The sequence below is a fragment of the Chromobacterium sp. LK1 genome, from assembly GCF_001043555.1.
Classification (GTDB): domain Bacteria; phylum Pseudomonadota; class Gammaproteobacteria; order Burkholderiales; family Chromobacteriaceae; genus Chromobacterium; species Chromobacterium aquaticum.
On the sequence record NZ_LDUI01000017.1, the window covers coordinates 1 to 19170 of the forward strand.

Genomic DNA, 19170 nt, shown 5'->3' on the forward strand with positions numbered 1-19170 from the left:
GCGAGCGGAAGCTGAATACCAGCTTGCAGTTCATCCACTTGGCTTTCCTGGCTCTATTGCTCCGGAGATCGTAAACAGGTTCTAAGAACCTGTTTACGATCTGCTGCGCGTCGGCGATACGGCGTTGAAACCCGCTTCGAAATGCTCATGTACCACGTGTACATTCCGCTTTTTCAGCCGCAAGGTCTTTGGTATCCGACAACCGGCTACTGCCGGTGGCAAAGCCCGCCTGGCACCCGCCGGGTTTGTTAGCCATCGTTTAAACGGGCTGGCGCGGACTATTGCCGTCAGTTACAGTTTGACGGCGCGCAAACTAGGCCGCGCGCGCGGCTGGCATACTGCGCAGCTTCCCGGCGGCAACGGCCGTCGGGCGATATCGTTGCTGGATGAGTGGCATGACCGTAAGCATCAAGCGTTGGGAACCTGAAAACCCTATCTTCTGGCTGCGCCGCGGCCGGCGTATCGCCAATCGCAATCTCTGGCTGTCCATCCTGTCGCTGCACCTGAACTTCAATATCTGGATGATGTGGAGCATGGTGGTGGTCAACCTGCCGGCGGTGGGGTTCGCGCTCAGCAATCAGCAACAGTTCCTGTTGGTGTCGATACCGCCGCTGGTCGGCGCCTTGATGCGCTTGCTGTACTCCTGGATATGGAGCTGGGTGGGCGGCGGCCTGTGGCTGGGGATTTCCACCTTGCTGCTCTTGCTGCCGGCTGTGGGCGTGGCCGCGGTGGTGCAGGATATTTCGACGCCTTTTCCCATTCTGCTGCTGGTGTCCGGCCTATGTGGCATCGGCGGCGGCGCCAGCGCCTCGCATCTGTCCAATACCAGCTTTTTCTTCCCCAAGGCGGCCAAGGGGCTGGCGATGGGCTTGAACGCCGGCCTTGGCAATCTGGGTGTGTCGGTGGCGCAGCTGGCGATTCCGGTCGCCATCCTGCTGCCCTTGTTCGGCGCGGCCGGCGGCATGCCGCAGATCTGGGGCGTCGGCGGCGCCGTGCATCCGGTGTGGCTGCAGAACGCCGGCTATCTGTGGCTGCCCTTCATCGTCGTCATCGCGCTGGCCTGCCTGCTCTACGCGCATGACCTGCCCAAGCTGCGCATCACGCCGCATGATCAGCTGGACGCGATGCGAGATCCGCACACCTGGTATATCTGCCTGCTGTACATGGGCAGCTACGGCACCTTTCTCGGCTTCGCCGCCGCCTTCCCGCTGTTGGCGCGCAATATGTTTCCGCTGATCGACGTCACGCCCTACGCCTTCATCGGGCCGATGATCTGCGCGCTGTCGCGGCCGCTGGGCGGCTGGATGGGCGACCACATCGGCGGCGGCATCGCCACCATGCTCAGCAATGGGGTGATGGCGCTGGCCACCGTTGGCGTTTACCTGAGCATGCCCACCGCCAGCAGCGGCGGTTCGTTCTGGCTGTTCCTGGCGATGTTCCAGCTGATTTTCTTCGCCGCCGGCGTTGGCAACGGCTCATCTTTCCAGTTGGCGCCCAAGGTCTTTCTGTTGCAGGCCGGCCAGCAGGCCAAGGCCACCGGCCTGAACGTCGCCGAGGCCTATGCGCGCGGCGGCCGCCGTGGCGCGTCGGCGATGAATGTCAGCTCGGTGATGGCGGCCTTCGGTGGTTTCGTGATTCCCAAATCCTTTGGCAGCGCGTTGGCCGCTTTCGGCAGCTTCCTGCCGGCCTTCGGCATGTTCTTCGTTTTTTATCTGGTGTCCATGCTGGTGGCTTGGTGGCAATACAGCCGGCCGGGCAGCCGGATGCGTTGCTGAGGCGCGGGATGCGCGCGCGACCGGGGTGGGCTTGGGCCTTGCTGGCGTCCTTGCTGCTGCACGCGCTGCTCTTGTTTTGCTGGCGGCCGTTCGCATCGCGCCCCCCCGTCAGCCAGGCGGTGCTGACGCTGAGCTTGCCGGCGCCGCCGGCCGCCGGCGTTCCCGATGGCGCGGGGGCGGAAGCAGCCAAAGCGCCGCCGGTCGAGCGCCGTCAATCTCCACAGCCCAAGTCCGTTCCCGCTGCCAAGGCGATTGCGCGGCCGGCGGCGCAATCGGCCGAGGCTGCGTCGCAGCAGCGCCCATCGTTGCCGGCGGTGGTCGGAGGCGGCTCCGGCGTTGGGGAAGGCGAGCCGGCCGGCTTGGCGTCGGCGCAAGGCGCTTCCGGAGCGGCAAGGGCAGGCGGACAGGATAGCGTGGCGCTGTACCGGGCCGAATATCTGCGCAATCCGCAGCCGGAATACCCGGAGCGCTCGCGGGAAAACGGCGAAGAGGGCACGGTGATGCTGCGGGTCGGGGTCAGCGCCGCAGGCCGCGCCAGCGAAGTGACGGTGGCGGCCAGCAGCGGTTATCCGCGGCTGGACCGGGCGGCCAAGGCCGCGGTGGAGGGGTGGCGCTTTGTGCCGGCCAAGCGTAATGGCCAGCCGGTGGATTCGGTGTTGACGGTGCCGGTGCGCTTTGAGAGACGCTGAGCGTGGACCGGCGCCAAAGCAATGGCGGCGAGAGCGGCTCCGCAATGTGGGGGCCGCGCTTCGCCGCCGGGTGAGGGCGCCTAGCGCATGCTTGGCCTAGGCGGTGACTTCTTCTTGCTCTTCCAGCGCCAGGCTGAAGCCTTCGCGCAGGCGGCCCAGTTCCTGGCAGAAGCCGGACAGATCATGTTCGCCGAAGCGCTTGAAGGCGATCTGCATATAGTCGATATGGGCGGGGAAGGCTTGGTCGAACAGCCGCTCGCCGTGCTGGGTCAGCGACACGAACACGCTGCGGCGGTCGTTCGGCTGCATGGTGCGCGTTACCAGGCCCTTGTCTTCCAGCCGGTCGATGACGCCGGTCAGCGTCCCCTTGGTGATCAGCGTGCGGTCGGACAGCTCCTTGCAGTTCATGCCCTTGCTGTGGCCCAGCGTGGCGACCACGTCGAATTGCGGCGGAGTCAAGCCCAACTGACGAATGTGCTGGCTGGCAAACTGTTCAAACGCCTGGTAGGTGCGCGCCAGCTCGTGGACCACCGGAAGGAAACTGGCTTGAGAAGTGTTTTTCATCGATCTATCCCTTGCTTTCCTAAGCAGTGTTAAGACGGTTGGAATCATTCATTCATTTGCATGAACACGAAATATTCTGGCACGAGATATTCCAGAGCGCCCCTGTCAGAAATGTCATCTGTTGGACCTTATGAGCCCTGAAATGACGTTCCGCTTCCATTCGGCCCACTCGAGGCGGGCCGGCTGCGCGGTGCTGAACGGCCTGCTGCGGCAGTTTCGAACCAGGCGATGGAACCAGCAGGGGCGATTCGGCATCCAATTCAGGTTGTGATCCTGGTTTGAAACGCCAAACTGCCCGCATCAGCTATTGCCCCGGCTTGTATTTATGTTGGCGGCAAGGCATTTACGGCTAAATTGCTGCCAAATGATGCGCAAGCTGAGGCTTTCGTTATAATAACCGTGGTCTATCGCCGTTCACGACTGGCCGAAACGCCAGATTCGAACGGTTTTGTTGCCGAATACTTAAAGGGAGGCTGTCGGCCTGGCCATTGCCGAAAGACGCCGCATCGCGCATCGAAAGATGCGCCGGCGCGCGGCGATGAGGCTGCCGACGGCTTCGATTATTCGCCTTAATGCGGACTGGCTGATGAGCGAATTACAGATTGGTGTATTGATATTGGGCGGAGCGGTCATCGCCCTGGTATATGGATTCAATGCTTTTCAGGAATGGCGTTTTCGCAAGAAGACTCGCCAGGCCTTTACGCGCGGCGGTCATGACGATGTATTGCTGGACGTGCCCAAGAACAATGTGCGCGACGGCGTGAAGCAGGATCGGATGGAGCCGGTGCTGGTGGATGCCGCGCCGGAGCCGGACGATTACGCCGCCGCTTATTTCGAGCCGCAACTGCCGCCGGCGGAGCCGGAGCGACAGGAAGCCGCGCGGCCACGCGAGGCGGTTTTCGACGCGGTACCGGTTGTGGAAGAGGAAGAAGAGGTTCAGCAGATGGATTCCGCCGATCACCAGGCGCTGGTGGTGGCGATGCTGGACCCGTCGCTGGATTTCATCGCCGAAGTGGTGTTCCACGCGCCGCACGAACTGGCGGCGATTCCGCGCTTCAACGTCGGCAAGCGCACCCAGTTGATCGGCCGCACCGAGAAAGGCCTGTGGAAGCCAGCCGAGGCCTTGCCCGGCACCCGTTACAAGCAGATCAACGTCAGCATGCAGATGGTGGACCGCAGCGGCGCGGTCACCGAACAGGAACTGGCCGGCTTCTGCCAGCAGGTGTCGCGTTTCGCCGAGGAGCACGACGCGGCGGTCAGTTTCCCGCAGCGCCAGCAAAAGCTGGTGGCAGCGCGCGAACTGGACCGTTTCTGCGCCGATGTGGACGTGCTGATCGGCATCAACATCGTGCCGCAGGGGCCGATAGAAGGCACCCGCCTGCGCAGCTTCGCCGAGGCGGCCGGCCTGCAGCTGGAGCCGGACGGCGCCTTTCATTACCTGGCGGATTCCGGCAATACCCTGTATTCCCTGATGGCGGCCGACCAGATGCCGTTCACCTTCCACACCTTGCTGGACAAATCCTTCCCGGCGCTGACGCTGTTGTTCGACGTGCCGCGCGTGGCCGGCGGCGTCGAGGTGTTCGACCGCGCCGTTTACTTCGCGCGCCAGCTGGCGCAGGAGTTCGACGCCCAACTGGTGGACGACAACCGCCGTCCGCTGTCCGACGCCGGCCTGACCCGCATCCGCGACCAATTGCTGCACATCTACGGCAGCATGGACGATCGGGGCATCGCCCCCGGCAGCGTGGCCGCGCTGAGACTGTTTGCCTGAACCCGGCGGGAAGCCCTGGTGTCGCCTTGCTGTCCAGCCGCTACACTGGGGTGATAGGCCCGCTCGATAATCCTCCGTATCCAAGGCCGGCGCCACGCCGGCTTTTTCTGTTTGAGTCCGACTGAACATGACCGCCCAAACCCCGCAACAGCGCGTAGCCGAACTGCATCAACTGCTGAACCGCTACGGCCACGAATACTATGTGCTGGACACTCCCACCGTGCCGGACGCCGAATACGACCGCCTGTTCCGCGAGCTGCAGCAACTGGAGCAGGAGCATCCGGAACTGGCGAGCGCGGATTCGCCTACCCGTCGCGTCGGCGGCGCGCCGCTGGACGAATTTCAGCAAGTGACCCACAGCGTGCCGATGCTGTCGCTGTCCAACGCGTTTTCCGATATGCAGCTGAGCGAGCGCGAACTGCGCCATGAAGAGCTGCTGCAGTTCGACGAGCGGGTGCGCAAAGGCCTGGACGTCGCCGAGGTGGAGTACGCGACCGAGCCCAAGTTCGACGGCCTGGCGATTTCCCTGCTTTACCGCGACGGCATGCTGGTTCAGGCTGCCACCCGCGGCGACGGCGTGACCGGCGAGAACGTCACCGAGAATATCCGCACCGTGCGCGCGATTCCGCTGCGGCTGCCGGCCGGCGCGGCCACGCCCGGCCTGCTGGAAGTGCGCGGCGAGGTGCTGATGCTGAAGCAGGATTTCGACAAGCTCAACCGCGAGCAGGTCGCGCGCGGCGACAAGACCTTCGCCAATCCGCGCAACGCCGCCGCCGGTAGCCTGCGTCAGCTGGATTCGCGCATTACCGCCCAGCGCCGGCTATCCTTCTTCGCCTACGCCATCGCCCAGGTGGAGGGCGCGGACTGGCCGGCCAGCCACAGCGGAGAAATGGCCTGGTTGCGGGAACTGGGCTTCCCGGTGGTGGCCGAGGACCTGCGGCCGGTGGTGCGCGGCGTGGATGGCTTGATCGGTTATTACGAACAAGTGCAGCAGCGCCGCCCCGGCCTGCCTTTCGACATCGACGGCGTGGTGTACAAGGTCAATCAGCGCGCCTTGCAGGACGAACTGGGCTTTGTGTCGCGCGCGCCGCGCTGGGCCATCGCCCACAAATTCCCGGCGGAGGAGGCCTTGACCCAGGTCGAGGCGATCGAGGAACAGGTGGGCCGCACCGGCGCCATCACCCCGGTGGCGCGGCTGAAGCCGGTGTTCGTCGGCGGCGTCACCGTCACCAATGCCACCCTGCACAATGAGGACGAGGCGCGGCGCAAGGATGTGCGCGTGGGCGACACCGTGATCGTGCGCCGCGCCGGCGACGTGATTCCGGAAGTGGTGTCCGTGGTGATGGAGCGCCGGCCCATGCAGCCGGCCGCGGATGGCGGCTTGTTCGACGAAGCGCAATATCCGGCCTACCGGCTGCCCAGTACTTGCCCGGTATGCGGCAGCCATGTGGTGCGCGAAGAGGGCGAGGCGGTGGCGCGCTGCTCCGGCGGCCTGTCCTGCCGCGCGCAGCGCAGCCAGGCGATCCAGCATTTCGCCGGCCGCCGCATGATGGACATCGACGGCCTGGGCGAGCGCTATATCGACAAGCTGGTGGAGTACGACTATGTGCGCGGCGTGGCCGATCTGTACCGGCTGACGCTGGAAGACTTGCTGGAAATGAAGCGCCGCGCCGACGAGGACGAGGGCGTGACCCCGGAAACCGTCAAGGCCGGCAAGGTGGCCAGCAAATGGGCGGAAAACCTGATCGAGGCGATCGCCGCCAGCCGACGGCCGCCGCTGGCGCGGTTGCTGTTCGCGCTGGGCATCCGTCATGTCGGCGAATCCACCGCCAAGACCCTGGCCGATTGGCTGGGAACGATGGCCCTGGTCCGTCGCTCGCCGGCGGCCTTGTTCGCCGCGCTGCCGGACATCGGCGGCGTGGTGGCGGAATCGCTGGCGGACTTTTTCGCCGAAGCCAATAACGAAGCCGCGCTGGACGCCTTGTTGAGCCATGTGACGCCGGCCGACGAGCACGCGCCGTCGCCGCGCCTGGCCGAGCGTTTGCTGCCGGCGGCGCTGTTGGCGCGGCTGGATATCCCGCGTCTGACCGAGGTGCGCAGCCAACAGCTGGCGGGGCAGATCGACGGCCTGGCCGCGCTGGCCGGGCGCGAACGGCGCGCCTTGCTGGACCTGGAACTGCCGGCCGAGGTGATCAACGCGCTGGCCGATTGGCTGGACCTGCCGGGCAAGCGCGACAGCCTGTGCGCGCTCGCCGCCCTGGTCGACGAGATCCTGGCGGCGCTGCCGGCGCAAGCGGCGGCGGCCGGCGTGCTGGAAGGCAAGACCCTGGTGCTGACCGGCACCTTGCCGACACTGAGCCGCGACCAGGCCAAGGAATTGATAGAAGCCGCCGGCGGCAAGGTGTCCGGCAGCGTATCCAAGAAAACCCATTACGTGGTGGCGGGCGCGGAGGCCGGCAGCAAGCTGGCCAAGGCGGAAGAACTGGGCGTGACGATTCTGGACGAGGCCGGCTTGCAAGCCTTGCTGGCCGGAGAGTGACTTAAGAGCCTGTAGCCTCGGCGGGAAATGTTTTTTGCCACGGAAGCACACAGAAAAACACGGACCAAACCAAAGGCTGCTGTTGTTTTCGTGGATTTCGTGGCTAAAGGGTTTGCCTTCCGTGCCCTTCCGTATGCTTCCGTGGCTAAATCGGTTTTGGGGTTTTCGTGGCAGGTATTTTTAAGAAGGAACGGAACAGATGACGGCGGACCAAGCCTTCAAACAAGGCAACCGATTGGCGGCGGAGGGCCGCTGGCGCGAGGCGGAGCAGGCGTTTGGTCAATGCCTGCGCTTGAATGCGCAGGATTGGCAAGCGCTGGCCAACCGCGCCAACGCCCGCTTGCGTCAGGGCGACAGCGCGCGCGCGCTGGACGACTACCTGGCCGCCGCCGCGCTCAATCCGCAGTCGGTCAATATCAAATGCAATCTGGCGGTGCTGCTCAAGGAGTTGGGTGAGCTGGAGCTGGCGGAAGCGTTGCTGCGCGAGGCCCTGGCGGCGGAGCCCGAGCATGTCGACGCCTGGAGCAATCTGGGCGTGGTGTTGCAGCATCGGCTGCGATACCAGGACGCCATCGCCTGCCATCTGCGCGCCATCGAGCTGGCCGGAGCCAGCCCGGCGCGCTGCAACAACCTGGGCTACGCCTGCACCTGCGCCTTGCTGCTGGACGACGCCATCGCCGTGTTGCAAGGCGGTTTGGAGCTGGACCCGAACGACGCCAATCTGCGCTTCAGCCTGTCCATCGCGCTATTGCTGGCCGGCCGCTACGCCGAGGCCTGGCCGTATTATGAGGCGCGCTGGGAAGCCATCCTGCAGCCGCGTCACCGTGAACGGCGCTGGCAGGGCCAGGCACTGGACGCGTCCGTCCTGTTGCTGTGGGCGGAACAGGGCCTGGGCGACAGCCTGCAGATGGCGCGCTTCCTGCCGCGGCTGCGGGCCGAGCATCCGCGGGCGCGCCTGCTGCTGGCCTGCCCCAAAACCTTTCATCGCCTGTTCGCTCAATTCGACGGCATCGAACTGCTGGAAGCGGAGGCCGCGCCGGCTTTCGATTGGCAACTGCCGCTGATGTCCTTGCCCGGCGCACTGGGCGTGACGCTGGAGAATCTGTCCGGCCAGCCTTATCTGAGCGCGGTGCCGGCGGTCGCGGTCCCGGCGCGCGGCGGCGGCCGTCCACGCGTCGGCGTGGTGTGGGAGAGCGGGCAATGGGGCGTGGGCAAGGCCGATCATTGGCGCCGCCACAAATCGGTGCCGCCGGAGGACTTCGCCTCTTTGTGCCGGCTGCCCGGCATCGACTTCGTGTCCTTGCAGCCGGGAACGACGCCTTCGGCCTTGCAAGGTTTGTTGAGCACGCCGGCCCTGAACGATTTCGCCGATACCGCCGCCTGGGTGGCGGAGCTGGATCTGGTGATCACCGTCGATACCGCCGTCGCCCACCTGGCCGGGGCGATGGGCAAGCCGGTCTGGGTGCTGATGCGCGCGGAAAGCGCGCCCTTCTTCCTGGCCGCCGGCGAGCGCGCGCCGTGGTACGACTCGATGCGGGTCTGGCGCCAGGCCGAGGCCGGCGCTTGGGATGCGGTGCTGGAAGGCGTGGCGCAAGCGCTGGCTCAGCGATTTGCCGCCGCTTTGTAAGGCGGGACTTTCACCAGCGGGCCGCGGCGCGGTAGAATGCGCGGCTGTCAACGCTTGTTAACGAGAATGGGCATGAAAAAAATCACGAAAGCGGTATTCCCCGTCGCCGGGCTGGGTACCCGTTTCCTGCCGGCCACCAAGGCCAGCCCCAAGGAAATGCTGCCGGTGGTGGACAAGCCGCTGATCCAGTACGCGGTGGAAGAGGCGATCGCCGCCGGCATGACCGAGCTGATTTTCATCACCGGCCGCAACAAGCGTTCGATCGAAGACCATTTCGACAAGGCCTACGAGCTGGAAACCGAACTGGAAAACAAGAACAAGCAAAAGCTGCTGGACACGGTGCAGGGCATCATCCCGCCGTCGGTGTCCTGCATCTTCATCCGTCAGACCGAGGCGCTGGGCCTGGGCCACGCGGTATTGTGCGCGCGGCCGGTGGTGGGCAATGAGCCGTTCGCGGTGATCCTGGCCGACGACCTGATCGAAGGCGCGCCGGGCGCGATGGAGCAAATGGTCAAGCTGTTCGACGAAACCCATACCTCGGTGCTGGGGGTGGAAACCGTGGCGCCGGAGGAAACCGGCTCCTACGGCATCGTCAAGGTGGCGCCGGACGCGCGCGGCCATCAGCAAGTGGAACACATCGTGGAGAAGCCGCGCCCGGAAGTGGCGCCGTCCAATCTGGCGGTGGTGGGCCGTTACATCCTGACCCCGCGCATTTTCGACAAGCTGGTCAACACCACGGCCGGCGCCGGCGGCGAAATCCAGCTCACCGACGGCATCGCGGCGCTGATGAAGGACGAGCCGGTGTTGGCGCTGCCGTTCAAGGGCGTGCGTTACGACTGCGGCTCCAAGCTGGGCTATCTGAAAGCCACGGTCAATTACGGCTTGCAGCATCACGAGGTCGGCGCCGAGTTCGCCGCCTATCTGCAGTCGCTGGCCAGGAACTAATCGTTTTCTCAATCACGCCGCTCTGTCATGAAGAGCGGCGTTTGTACGTGTGAATCAAGGAGGCATCATGCCCAATATTGCCGAGGCCCGTGGCCTGATCAACAGTTCCGACGTGCTGTTCACCGCCGAGGAAGTCAGCGCGGCCGTCGACCGTATGGCGGTGGAAATCACCAAGGAACTGGGCGAAACCTACCCGCTGGTATTGTCCGTGATGGGCGGCGCCGTGGTGTTTACCGGTCAGTTGCTGCCGCGCCTGGCCTTCCCGCTGGACTTCGACTACGTTCACGTGTCCCGCTATGGCGACAAGACCCAGGGCGGCGAACTGGTGTGGAAGCAGGCGCCCAAGGAAGACGTGCGCGATCGCGTGGTGCTGGTGCTGGACGACATTCTGGATGAAGGCCACACCATGGCGGCGATCCGCGACAAAGTGATGGACATGGGCGCCAAGGCCTTCTACAGCGGCGTGTTCGCCAACAAGCTGATCAGCAAGGAAAAGCCGATGCTGGCGGACTTCGTCGGCCTGGACGTGCCGGACCGCTATGTATTCGGCTACGGCATGGACGTGCGCGGCGCCTGGCGCAATCTGCCGGCTATCTACGCGCTGAAATAAGCGCGGCCAGATCGCGAAAAACCCCCGGCTCGCGTCAGCAAGCCGGGGGTTTTTATTTTTGGACCTAGTCTAAGAACGTGTTTCCGATCTCGCGAGCTAAGGCGAGACAAGGCGAAAACGGGCGAAAAAGCGGAATGTACAAGTGGTACATGAGCATTTTGAGCTCGGTTTCAACGCAGTATCGCCGACGCGCAGCAGATCGTAAACAGGTTCTCAGAGTCTGTTCAAAGCCTCGCGAGCTAGGGCGAGACAAGGCGTTGCGGCTGAGAAAGCGGAATGCCCAAGTGGTACATGAGCATTTCGAAGCTGTTTTCAACGCCCTTTACCTATCCATCCCGCCGACGCGCAGCAGATTATGAACAGGCTCTAGGCGCCGGCCGCCAGCGCCGCGGGCTGCTGCGCCTGCGCCAAGGCGGCGTTGAGCTGCCAGTCATTGCCGCTGCGCTGCAAGCGCACCGGCCAGCGGTAGACCGCCAGCAGTCGTTCCGGCGTCAACACCTGCTCCGGCGCGCCGGCCACCACCAGCCGGCCCTGCTCCAGCAAGGCCACATGATCGGCATAGCTGGCCGCCAGCGCCAGGTCGTGCAGCACCTGCACCACGGTCTTGCCCTGGCGCGACAGCTCCAGCAGCAATTGTTGCAGGCGGTGCTGGTGGCGCAGATCCAGATGGTTGGTGGGTTCGTCCAGCAACAGCACCGGCGCCTGCTGCGCCAAGGCGCGGGCGATGGCCGCGCGCTGCCGCTCGCCGCCGGACAGGTGATCCAGCCGCTGGTCGGCGTAATCGTCCAGCTCCACCGTGGCCAGCGCGTCGGCCACCGCGCTCTTGTCTTCCACCTTGGGGCGGGAGAACGCGCCCAGATAGGGCATGCGGCCCAGCATCACGAATTCGCGCACCGTCAGCGGAATCCCGGAGGGGATGTGCTGCGGCACCCAGGCGATGCGGCGCGCGCGCACCGCCGCGTCCATGCGGCCCACGCATTGGCCGGCCAAGCGCACCGCGCCGGCCCCGGGCGTGGATAGGCCGGCCAGCAGGCGCATCAGCGTGGTCTTGCCGGCGCCGTTGGGTCCCAGCAGCGCGCTGACGCGGCCAGCGGGCAGGTCCAGGTTGATGCCGTCCAGAATCCGCTTGTCGCCGATATCGTAGGCCAGCTGGCGCACGCACAGGGTAGTGGTTTCAGCCATTGATCAGACTCCTTTGTTGCCGCCGGAACACCCAGACGAAGAACGGCGGTCCGGCGAATGCCGCCATCAATCCCACCGGCAGATCGATGGGCCAGGCTATGGTGCGCGCCAGCGTGTCCACCGCCAGCAAGAACAAGGCTCCGGCCCAGGCCGACAGCAGGATCAGCCGGCGGCGGCAGCCGCCCAGCACCAGCGCCAGCGCATTGGGAATCATCATGCCGACGAAGCCTATCACCCCGGACAGCGCCACCGCGCCGCCGGTGGCCAGCGCCGCGCCCACGGCGGTGAGGCGGCGGGTGCGGCGCACATCTATGCCCAGCGACTGAGCGGCGTCCTCGCCCAGCAGCAGGCAATCGAGATCGCGGCCGACCGCGGCCAGGATCAACAGCCCCAGGCCGGCCACGCCCAGGCAGGCCAGCAGGCGTTCCGACGTAGCCGACGACAGATTGCCGGCCAGCCAGCTGGTGGCGGCGCGCAGGGTCAGGTCGTCGGACATGAAAATCATCAGGCTGGTGATGGCGCCGCAGAAAGCGCCCACCACCAGGCCCATCAGCAGCAGGCCGGCCAGGCCGCCGCGCACCAATCGCGCCAGCAGCAGGATCAGCCAGGTGGCCAGCAGGCCGCCGCCGAAGGCGGCCAGCGGCAAGGACAGGCCGGCGGCGCCGATGGCCAGCATGCTGACCACGGCCAGCGCCGCGCCGCTGGAAGTGCCGATCAGGCCGGGGTCGGCCAGCGGATTGCGAAACAGCGCCTGCAAGGCCGCGCCGCTGGCGGCCAGCGCCGCGCCCACGCCCAGCGCCGCGGCGATGCGCGGCAGTCGCAACTGGGTCAGCAGCGGATCGCTGAAGTCCGGCCAGGCCAGGCCGTTGCCGCCGCTGGACAAGGCCAACAGCGGCAGCAGCAGGCTGGCGGCGATCAGGCCCAACAGCAGCCAGCGAGCGCGGCTGGGCGCGGCGGCTTCCATGCTCAGCGTGCTCACATCTTCACCATTTGCTCGACCACCGCCGGGCTGTTCAGTCCCACCATCATCGCGTCCTTGGCCGGCAGCAGATAGATGCGGCCCTGCTTACCGGCCGGGGTGGACGCGATCTCCGGCCGTTTGGAGAAGGCCTCCTTGCCGCCATGCACCGCGCCGGTGTGGCTGCCCAGGATGATCACGTCGGGTTGCAGGCTTTGCCAGGCGTCGCGGGCCATAGGCTTGAAGCCGGACAGCTGGCTGGCGACGTTGACGCCGCCGGCGGCGCGGATCAGGGTGTCGGCGGCGGTGTCGCGGCCGGCCACCAGTTGGCCGTCGTAGCTGACCAGGTAGCGCACGCCGCGCGCCGGGCGCGGCGCCATCTCGCGCTGCCAACGGCTGGCCAGTTGCTGGGCGTTGGCGTCGCGGCCCAAGAGTTGTCCCACTTTGCGGATCGCGTCGGCGAAGTCCGCGCCGTCCTCGCGGCGCGTCACCTTCTCGGCGCGCACCTGCAACTGGCGCAGCTGGGTCCACACCGTCGGCGGCTGCGCCTCGGCGCTGCCCAGCACCAGGGTGGGCTTGAGCCGGGCGATGGTTTCGGCGTTCAGCGCGCGGGAAAAGCCCACCACCTGCGCCTGAGCCAGCGCCGGCGACTTGCTGGAACGGTCGCGGCCGACGACTTCCTTGCCGGCGTCCAGCGCCACCACGATGTCGGCGATGTCGGGGGTCATTACCACGATGCGTTGTACCGCCCAGGCGGGCAACGCGGCAGCCAGGCCCAGCAGGGCGGCGAAGGCGAATTTAGGCGACATCGGCGCGCTCCAGTGCCGGCAGCTCGCCCAGCAGCTTGATCCATTCCACGCGTTCCGCCTGGCCCGGCTTGCGCTCGCCGAAGAAAGTGGCCAGCGACAAGCCCTTATCGTCGAACAGCTCCAGCGAGGTGACCACGCCGTGATCGCCCGGCTTGCGAGTGACCCAGGCCTCGGCGATCAGATCGGTGCGCAGATGCAGGTTGAAGTGCGGGTCCAGCACATTGAGCCAGTTGCCGACGATCTGCACATTGCGCACCGGACCGGTGTGAATCTGGATCATGCCGCGGTTGCCGGCGAACACCATGATGGGGGCTTCGATATGGGCGGCGCGGCGCAGCAGCTGCTCCACCGCTTCCGGCAGCACGCGCCAGGCCTGGCCTTCCGGCGCCAGGCGGAAGCCCTGCTGGCGCGACACGCCCCAGCGGCGCAGGAAGGGATGGAAGGCGTGCACGTCCTGCAAGCTCTGCCATTCCTGCTGGAAGCCGGCCTTGTCGATGGCCTCGTCGTCCAACTCCGCCGCCTCGGCTTCCTGTGGGTCTATGCTCAGCGCAGCCTTGGGCGTGGCGAAGGTGTCCACCAGGCGCTGGTAGGCGGCCAGATCGCTATTGGCGGTCAGGTAGATCTTGTGCACCGCCTCGCCGAAACGGTCGAAGAACTGCAGGCTGCGCTGCTCGCCGCGCGCGTTGGCCGTGGTGACGGCGAAGGCATGCTGCCAATGGAACAGGAAGATGCGCAGATCGATGATAGGGTTGATGGCCAGGCCTATCTTGCCGTCGATCTGCACATTGCGGTAATCGCCGGTGGTTTCATGCACGCAGGCGTGATTGCGCGTCAGCGCCATCACCGGACCCAGATGGGCGATCTGGCTGAGAATGTCGTTCCAATGCGGCTGCAAGGCCTGGCTGGCCGGATCGGCGGCCACCAGTTCGGCCTCGCTGACGCCCAGCGCGTCGGCGGCGTCGCGCGCGCGCAGTTTCGGCTGGCTGGCTTTCAGGACTTGGAAGCGATCCCACAGCTGGCTGAAGTCGGTCATATTCGGGTTCTCCTTGGAGCGATCAAAAGCGGGCGCCCGCCACGGGACGGGCGCTCGCGGTTAGAAGGTGTATTCGATGCTGGCGCTGAGGTTGCGGCCAGGCTGGGTGAACAGGTCCAGCGTGCGGTCACTGCTGGGCTTGCCGCGCACGTCGGCGGCTTTCCAGTATTTCTGGTCGAAGACATTGAACACGCCAGCGCGCAGCGTGGTGTTCTTGGCTGGCTTCCAGTAAGCGGTCAGGTCCAGCACGGCGTAGCCGGGGGCCTGGAACGAGGACTGGCTTTGACCGCCGCTCAGAGCCCCAATATTCGGCAGGCGGGTATTGGCTCGGGCCAGTTTCAGCAAGGCCTCGCCGCCGAAGCTGGCCTGGTCGTAGCGCAGGCCCAGCGTGGCGTTGAGCGGGGTGATGCTGGCCAGCGGCTCGTTCTTCTGCTTGTTCTGGCCATGGGTGTAGGCGATGGACGCCATCGCGCGCCAGCTCGGCGCGAAGCGCCAGGCGGCGCGGCCTTCCACGCCCTTGATCTCGACTTCGCCGATGTTCTGGTACTGGAAGGCGGACAGGCCGTTGATCATGCCGATGTCGGCCAGATCGATGAAGTCCTTGTAGCGGTTGGCATAGGCGGTGAGGCCGAAGTCAAAGCTGTCCCACTGGCCTTTCAGTCCCAGTTCCACGCCGCGGCTGGTTTCAGACTTGAGGTTGGGGTTGGGCAGTACTTGATAGCGCTGAATCGGGTTGGTGAACGCCATATTGGCGTCGTCGAACGGCGGCGCGCGGAAGCCGGAGGAGAACTGCAGGAAGCCGGTGTAGTGATCGGCGAACGGCAAGCTCAGACCCAGCTTGGGTGAGAAGGCGCTGTCCTTGAAGGTGGGCACCTGGTAGTTGTTGGGATTGCCGTTGGCGAACGCTTGGTCCAGCTGCGGCGTCATCTTGTAGTGATCCCAACGCAGCGACGGAGACGCCACCAGACCGTTGCCGAACTTGATCTCGTCCTGGACGAACAGGCCGATGCGCTCGGAGCGGCTGTCCGGGAAGGTCTTGTTGGGGTAGGTTTCGCCGCCGACGATATTGCTGGTGCTGCCGTTTGGATTGTATTGGGTCTTGAGGCGCGGACGGCTGGTGTCGGTGCGGCTCAAGTCCGCGCCCCACAACAGCTGGTGTTCGGCGGAGAGGGCTTGGAAGTTGTGCTCGGCTTCCAGGGTCAGGCCGTAGCTGTCCTGCTTGAAGCCGTAGTCGGACAAGATGCGCAGGCCGTTGCTGCGCCACTCGGTATTGGTGTCGGCGTTGTCCAGCTTCTGATAATAGGCTTTCACCGCCAGCCGGTCGAAGGCGCCGAGCTGCTTGCCTTCCCAGGCCAAGGACGCGCGGTCGCGCTGGGTGCGGTCCTGCGCCTGATTGTTGGTGACGACGTAGGCGTTGCGCGGGCCGGGACCCAAAGAGTTCAACAGATTGCTGTCGGTGTCGCGCCGGTAATGTTCCAGCGTCAGCTCCAGCCGCTGATTGGCGGCCGGCTTGAAGCCCAGCTTGGCCAGCACATTGTCGCTATCCCAGCTTTGCGGATTCGGCTTGGTGCGCAGCGTGCTGCTGCTGTCGTTATTGCCCTGGTTGTCGGTTTCGTGGCCGTTGCGGTGGGTGTAGAGCAGCATCAGATCGGCGCGCTCGCCCTTGACGCCCACGCCGGCGCTGCTGCCCCAGCCATTGTTGGCGGTGCCGCCAAAGCCCTTGACGCTGCCGCCCACGCCTTGCTCTTCCGGCACGAAATCGTCCACGGTCTTGGTGCGGTAGCCGACCACGCCGCCGATGGCGTCGGAGCCGTAAAGGCTGGAGGTGGGGCCCTTGACGATGTCGATGGCGCGCAGGGTTTCCAGTTCCACGTAATCGCGGCCGGAGATGGCCCCGCTATTGTTGCCGCCGCCGGCATAGGATTCCGGCAGGCGGATGCCGTCGATCAGCATCAGGATGCGGTTGCCGTCTATGCCGCGGATGGTGTAGCCGGCATTGCCGCGGCGCGCCGGATCGGTGGCCACTTCCACGCCGGGCTCGTATTTGACCGCGTCGGCGATATCGCGCACCAGTTGCTCGTCCAGCTTGTGGCGCGAGATCACGCTGGCGTTGGGCGCGGTTTCCGCCAGCGACTTGCTGCTGCGGTGGGCGGTGACCTGAACGGTCTCCAGTTCCGCCGGCGTTGCCGCCAGCGCGGGCCAGGCGGCGGCCAGGCTCAGAACCAAGGGGGTGGCGCGAAATAAGGCCATGGAAACTCCAAACTTCCTAAAGGTTGGGTGCTTCCGCTGGCTGGCTAGTCTTGGCTGGCTTGCGGTGTGTGTGGTCTGGGACCTATTTGATCAGGATGAGCTTGCCGTTGCGGGTCAGTTGCAAGCGATACATTTCGCCCTGATGTTCGATCAGGATTTCCTTGCCTTTGGCGAACAGTTCGCAACTGCGCAGCACCGGGGGCAGGCTGGCAGCGCTGGTTCCGGTGCCGGGCTTGGAGGCGGTGTGGGCGTGCATGAATTTATCCATGGCCAAATGGTAACGATTCTCATTATCGAATTCAACCTGGAACAGGCCTTGAGGCGAGCGAAAGGGGCGAGGCTGTGGCGCGGCGGTCACAAAACGGCATGGCTTAGCCGGCGCTGGCCGGGGATAATGGCGGTTTTTGCGCGGAGAGGCGGATGGACCTGAACGCTTTGATCAAGCTTTTGCCCAGCCCGGCGGGCGCGCCGCAGGCCTTGCGCCTGTATCGCGTGCGGCTGGATGTGGATTGGCCGGTGGACGAGGCGCTGCTGGCGGGCTTGAGCCAGGACGAGCGCAAGCGCTGCCTGCGCTATCTGCGTACCATCAATCAGTTGCAGTTCGCGCTGACCCGGCTGGCCTTAAGGCGGCTGCTGGCGCAAGAAACCGGCCTGGCGCCGGACGCGCTGATGTTTGAGCTGGGCGCGCATGGGAAACCGGTCTTGAGCCTGCCCGGCGCGCCGGTGTTCAATGTGTCGCATTCCGGCGCCTACGCGTTGATCGCCATCGCGCGTGGCGGCCAGGTGGGCGTGGACATCGAAACGGTGCAGCCCATGCGCGACGTGCCGGCGCTGGCGGAACAGACGCTGCGGCCGGAGGAGCTGGAATTGTGCCGGCACGGCCAGGACGTGGCGGCCTTCTTTCAGTTGTGGACCATTAAGGAAGCGGTGTTGAAAGCCTGGGGCGTGGGCATTGCCCAGCATCTGTCCGCATTCGCCGCCACCGGACTGGCGCGGGGCGAACTGCCTTTGAGCATTGCCGAACCTGACCGCTGGCCGGCGACGCGGGCCTGGGCCTTGCCCGCGCCGGAGGGCTATGCGGCCACGCTGGCCTGGGCGGAGCGCTGAAACGGGGCGGCGGAATGACAAAAAACCCGCCATGTTGCCATGACGGGCTTTTGCTAATGCTGGCGTCCCCACGGGGAATCGAACCCCGGCTACCGCCGTGAAAGGGCGGTGTTCTAACCGCTAAACTATAGGGACTTCAAATTGTGGCGCACCCGGAGCGATTCGAACGCCCGACCCTCTGGTTCGTAGCCAGATACTCTATCCAACTGAGCTACGGGTGCTAGTGGCGTCCCCACGGGGAATCGAACCCCGGCTACCGCCGTGAAAGGGCGGTGTTCTAACCGCTAAACTATAGGGACACTAAGTTGTGGCGCACCCGGAGCGATTCGAACGCCCGACCCTCTGGTTCGTAGCCAGATACTCTATCCAACTGAGCTACGGGTGCGCTGTTTCGCGAGACGTTGTGTCTTGCGAGAAGCGGAATACTATAGATTCGCTTTTTAAGTGTCAATCCTTTTTCCAAAAAAATTTAGCCGGCCGCGCATGGGCCGGCCGCGGTTGTCGTGCCGGGCCAACAGGGAGGCGGGATCGCGCGTCTGTTTTCATTGAGATCAGACGGGGGGCGAAATCTTCGGCTCGAACCTTTGCGTGCCTCGGGCGGCGGGGGACTGCTCAAGCATTGTTTCCTGGCTTGCCTTGGGGCCCGCGTTCTCTTGACGCTCCCGGCCCGCCTCAGTACCCTGAGCCTCGCGCTGCGCCGAATAACGCTGCGCCGGGAGTAGAAGCCCAATCGAATTACTAGACCGCAGGCTAGCCGCGTCCGACTGGATACAGCTACGCCTGCTGCCACGTCATGCTCATTCGGGGCAGGCCGTGGCAAGGAGCCCTTGTGGCTACCGGTCTTGGTCTAGTAAACCGGTCTTCTACCCTTGTCACGTGCCTGCTCAAACCTGCTGTCCGGGCAGGCCTTCTCTCAGGAAACGACATGGAGGCCGCGATGCGATTCTTCCCTTTTCCCCTTTCCCTTTCCCTTTCTTTTAATCCGAAGTCCTCGTCACAGGAGGGCAGACCATGAGTCAAGCGTGCGAAACGGTGACGCGGCAGCAATTGCTGGGCCGCGTATTGGAAGCCAGCCAACTGGGGCTGGAAGCCCTGGAAATGCTGCGCCCGGCGTTGGAGGTGGCGACGCGGCTGGGCACGCAGGCGGAGGCGGAGGAAGGCGCCCAGGCCGCCGGGGTTTGCCGGCTGGCGCGCTGGGCGCTGGACGAGTATCACAATGCGCTGGACCTGATCCGCGAAGAGACGGCGCGCAGCCTGCGCGAGGCCTGATCGCTTGAACCGTAAAGGGGCGGCGCCTGCCGCCCCATGATC

The 19170-nt window shown here is 65.2% G+C and carries 16 protein-coding genes and 4 tRNA genes; 9 read left to right on the forward strand and 11 right to left on the reverse strand.

What is annotated here, in order from left to right; all coding sequences use genetic code 11:
- Nucleotides 1-395 precede the first annotated feature (395 nt).
- Nucleotides 396-1775 carry a nitrite extrusion protein gene (locus tag VI26_RS08020; RefSeq protein ID WP_053074315.1) on the forward strand — a complete coding sequence of 460 codons (1380 nt, stop codon included), beginning with the start codon at nt 396-398 and terminating at the stop codon, nt 1773-1775.
- Between the two features lie 8 nt (nt 1776-1783).
- Nucleotides 1784-2464 carry an energy transducer TonB gene (locus tag VI26_RS23190; protein WP_156183801.1) on the forward strand — a complete coding sequence of 227 codons (681 nt, stop codon included), beginning with the start codon at nt 1784-1786 and terminating at the stop codon, nt 2462-2464.
- Between the two features lie 96 nt (nt 2465-2560).
- Here the strand turns inward: VI26_RS23190 and VI26_RS08030 are convergent, their stop codons facing one another.
- Nucleotides 2561-3028, reverse strand: a complete 468-nt coding sequence (locus VI26_RS08030; protein WP_019103187.1) for a MarR family winged helix-turn-helix transcriptional regulator — start codon at nt 3026-3028, stop codon at nt 2561-2563.
- Between the two features lie 586 nt (nt 3029-3614).
- On the opposite strand from VI26_RS08030, the gene VI26_RS08035 reads away from it, so the two are divergent.
- From VI26_RS08035 to VI26_RS08055, 5 genes are all read left to right on the forward strand, one after another.
- Entirely contained in the window at nt 3615-4799 is a 1185-nt protein-coding gene (locus VI26_RS08035; protein WP_048409233.1) for a cell division protein ZipA C-terminal FtsZ-binding domain-containing protein, read from the forward strand.
- Nucleotides 4800-4926: 127 nt separating this feature from the next.
- Entirely contained in the window at nt 4927-7338 is a 2412-nt protein-coding gene (gene ligA, locus VI26_RS08040) for an NAD-dependent DNA ligase LigA (RefSeq protein WP_048409234.1), read from the forward strand.
- A 199-nt stretch (nt 7339-7537) separates the two neighbouring features.
- Nucleotides 7538-8965 carry a tetratricopeptide repeat protein gene (locus VI26_RS08045; RefSeq protein WP_048409235.1) on the forward strand — a complete coding sequence of 476 codons (1428 nt, stop codon included), beginning with the start codon at nt 7538-7540 and terminating at the stop codon, nt 8963-8965.
- Between the two features lie 72 nt (nt 8966-9037).
- Nucleotides 9038-9910 (forward strand): UTP--glucose-1-phosphate uridylyltransferase GalU, encoded by an 873-nt coding sequence (gene galU, locus VI26_RS08050; RefSeq protein ID WP_048409318.1) that lies wholly within the window; start codon nt 9038-9040, stop codon nt 9908-9910.
- 67 nt (nt 9911-9977) lie between these two features.
- Entirely contained in the window at nt 9978-10520 is a 543-nt protein-coding gene (locus VI26_RS08055) for a hypoxanthine-guanine phosphoribosyltransferase (protein ID WP_048409236.1), read from the forward strand.
- A gap of 366 nt (nt 10521-10886) precedes the next feature.
- Here the strand turns inward: VI26_RS08055 and VI26_RS24965 are convergent, their stop codons facing one another.
- The 6 genes from VI26_RS24965 to hemP form a co-directional block, all read right to left on the reverse strand.
- The gene (locus tag VI26_RS24965) at nt 10887-11702 is read right to left on the reverse strand and encodes an ABC transporter ATP-binding protein (RefSeq protein WP_048409237.1); all 816 of its coding nucleotides are present in this window, start codon (nt 11700-11702) and stop codon (nt 10887-10889) included.
- Nucleotides 11695-12681, reverse strand: a complete 987-nt coding sequence (locus VI26_RS08065) for an iron ABC transporter permease (RefSeq protein ID WP_231580976.1) — start codon at nt 12679-12681, stop codon at nt 11695-11697. The genes VI26_RS24965 and VI26_RS08065 overlap by 8 nt, the downstream gene beginning before the upstream one ends.
- Nucleotides 12678-13469, reverse strand: coding sequence for a hemin ABC transporter substrate-binding protein (locus tag VI26_RS08070; protein WP_048409238.1), 792 nt, complete (start codon nt 13467-13469; stop codon nt 12678-12680). The genes VI26_RS08065 and VI26_RS08070 overlap by 4 nt, the downstream gene beginning before the upstream one ends.
- On the reverse strand, nt 13459-14502 hold the full coding sequence (locus tag VI26_RS08075) for a hemin-degrading factor (protein ID WP_048409239.1): 1044 nt from the start codon (nt 14500-14502) through the stop codon (nt 13459-13461). Before VI26_RS08075 ends, VI26_RS08070 begins: the two co-directional genes overlap by 11 nt.
- A 60-nt stretch (nt 14503-14562) precedes the next feature.
- Entirely contained in the window at nt 14563-16752 is a 2190-nt protein-coding gene (locus VI26_RS08080) for a TonB-dependent hemoglobin/transferrin/lactoferrin family receptor (protein WP_053074317.1), read from the reverse strand.
- An 82-nt stretch (nt 16753-16834) separates the two neighbouring features.
- The gene (gene hemP, locus VI26_RS08085; protein ID WP_048409321.1) at nt 16835-17008 is read right to left on the reverse strand and encodes a hemin uptake protein HemP; all 174 of its coding nucleotides are present in this window, start codon (nt 17006-17008) and stop codon (nt 16835-16837) included.
- 164 nt (nt 17009-17172) lie between these two features.
- Between hemP and VI26_RS08090 the strand changes: the two genes are divergently transcribed.
- On the forward strand, nt 17173-17859 hold the full coding sequence (locus VI26_RS08090) for a 4'-phosphopantetheinyl transferase superfamily protein (RefSeq protein ID WP_048409240.1): 687 nt from the start codon (nt 17173-17175) through the stop codon (nt 17857-17859).
- A gap of 60 nt (nt 17860-17919) precedes the next feature.
- Here the strand turns inward: VI26_RS08090 and VI26_RS08095 are convergent.
- The 4 genes from VI26_RS08095 to VI26_RS08110 all read right to left on the reverse strand — a co-directional run bounded on the left by VI26_RS08095 (nt 17920) and on the right by VI26_RS08110 (nt 18244).
- Nucleotides 17920-17994: transfer RNA gene (locus VI26_RS08095), tRNA-Glu, on the reverse strand.
- A 9-nt stretch (nt 17995-18003) separates the two neighbouring features.
- Nucleotides 18004-18080: transfer RNA gene (locus VI26_RS08100), tRNA-Arg, on the reverse strand.
- 3 nt (nt 18081-18083) lie between these two features.
- A tRNA-Glu gene (locus VI26_RS08105) sits at nt 18084-18158 on the reverse strand.
- 9 nt (nt 18159-18167) lie between these two features.
- Nucleotides 18168-18244, reverse strand: a tRNA-Arg gene (locus tag VI26_RS08110).
- A 626-nt stretch (nt 18245-18870) separates the two neighbouring features.
- On the opposite strand from VI26_RS08110, the gene VI26_RS08115 reads away from it, so the two are divergent.
- A complete protein-coding gene (locus tag VI26_RS08115) occupies nt 18871-19128 on the forward strand; it encodes a hypothetical protein (RefSeq protein ID WP_048409241.1) in 258 nt (85 codons plus the stop codon).
- Nucleotides 19129-19170: the final 42 nt, after the last annotated feature.

What these genes read in the sequence shown, in the direction of transcription:
- VI26_RS08020 (WP_053074315.1), top strand. Translation starts at nt 396, where the DNA reads ATGACCGTAAGCATCAAGCGTTGGGAACCTGAAAACCCTATCTTCTGG.
- VI26_RS23190 (WP_156183801.1), top strand. Translation starts at nt 1,784, where the DNA reads ATGCGCGCGCGACCGGGGTGGGCTTGGGCCTTGCTGGCGTCCTTGCTG.
- VI26_RS08030 (WP_019103187.1), bottom strand. Translation starts at nt 3,028, where the DNA reads ATGAAAAACACTTCTCAAGCCAGTTTCCTTCCGGTGGTCCACGAGCTG.
- VI26_RS08035 (WP_048409233.1), top strand. Translation starts at nt 3,615, where the DNA reads ATGAGCGAATTACAGATTGGTGTATTGATATTGGGCGGAGCGGTCATC.
- ligA (WP_048409234.1), top strand. Translation starts at nt 4,927, where the DNA reads ATGACCGCCCAAACCCCGCAACAGCGCGTAGCCGAACTGCATCAACTG.
- VI26_RS08045 (WP_048409235.1), top strand. Translation starts at nt 7,538, where the DNA reads ATGACGGCGGACCAAGCCTTCAAACAAGGCAACCGATTGGCGGCGGAG.
- galU (WP_048409318.1), top strand. Translation starts at nt 9,038, where the DNA reads ATGAAAAAAATCACGAAAGCGGTATTCCCCGTCGCCGGGCTGGGTACC.
- VI26_RS08055 (WP_048409236.1), top strand. Translation starts at nt 9,978, where the DNA reads ATGCCCAATATTGCCGAGGCCCGTGGCCTGATCAACAGTTCCGACGTG.
- VI26_RS24965 (WP_048409237.1), bottom strand. Translation starts at nt 11,702, where the DNA reads ATGGCTGAAACCACTACCCTGTGCGTGCGCCAGCTGGCCTACGATATC.
- VI26_RS08070 (WP_048409238.1), bottom strand. Translation starts at nt 13,469, where the DNA reads ATGTCGCCTAAATTCGCCTTCGCCGCCCTGCTGGGCCTGGCTGCCGCG.
- VI26_RS08075 (WP_048409239.1), bottom strand. Translation starts at nt 14,502, where the DNA reads ATGACCGACTTCAGCCAGCTGTGGGATCGCTTCCAAGTCCTGAAAGCC.
- VI26_RS08080 (WP_053074317.1), bottom strand. Translation starts at nt 16,752, where the DNA reads ATGGCCTTATTTCGCGCCACCCCCTTGGTTCTGAGCCTGGCCGCCGCC.
- hemP (WP_048409321.1), bottom strand. Translation starts at nt 17,008, where the DNA reads ATGCACGCCCACACCGCCTCCAAGCCCGGCACCGGAACCAGCGCTGCC.
- VI26_RS08090 (WP_048409240.1), top strand. Translation starts at nt 17,173, where the DNA reads ATGGACCTGAACGCTTTGATCAAGCTTTTGCCCAGCCCGGCGGGCGCG.
- VI26_RS08115 (WP_048409241.1), top strand. Translation starts at nt 18,871, where the DNA reads ATGAGTCAAGCGTGCGAAACGGTGACGCGGCAGCAATTGCTGGGCCGC.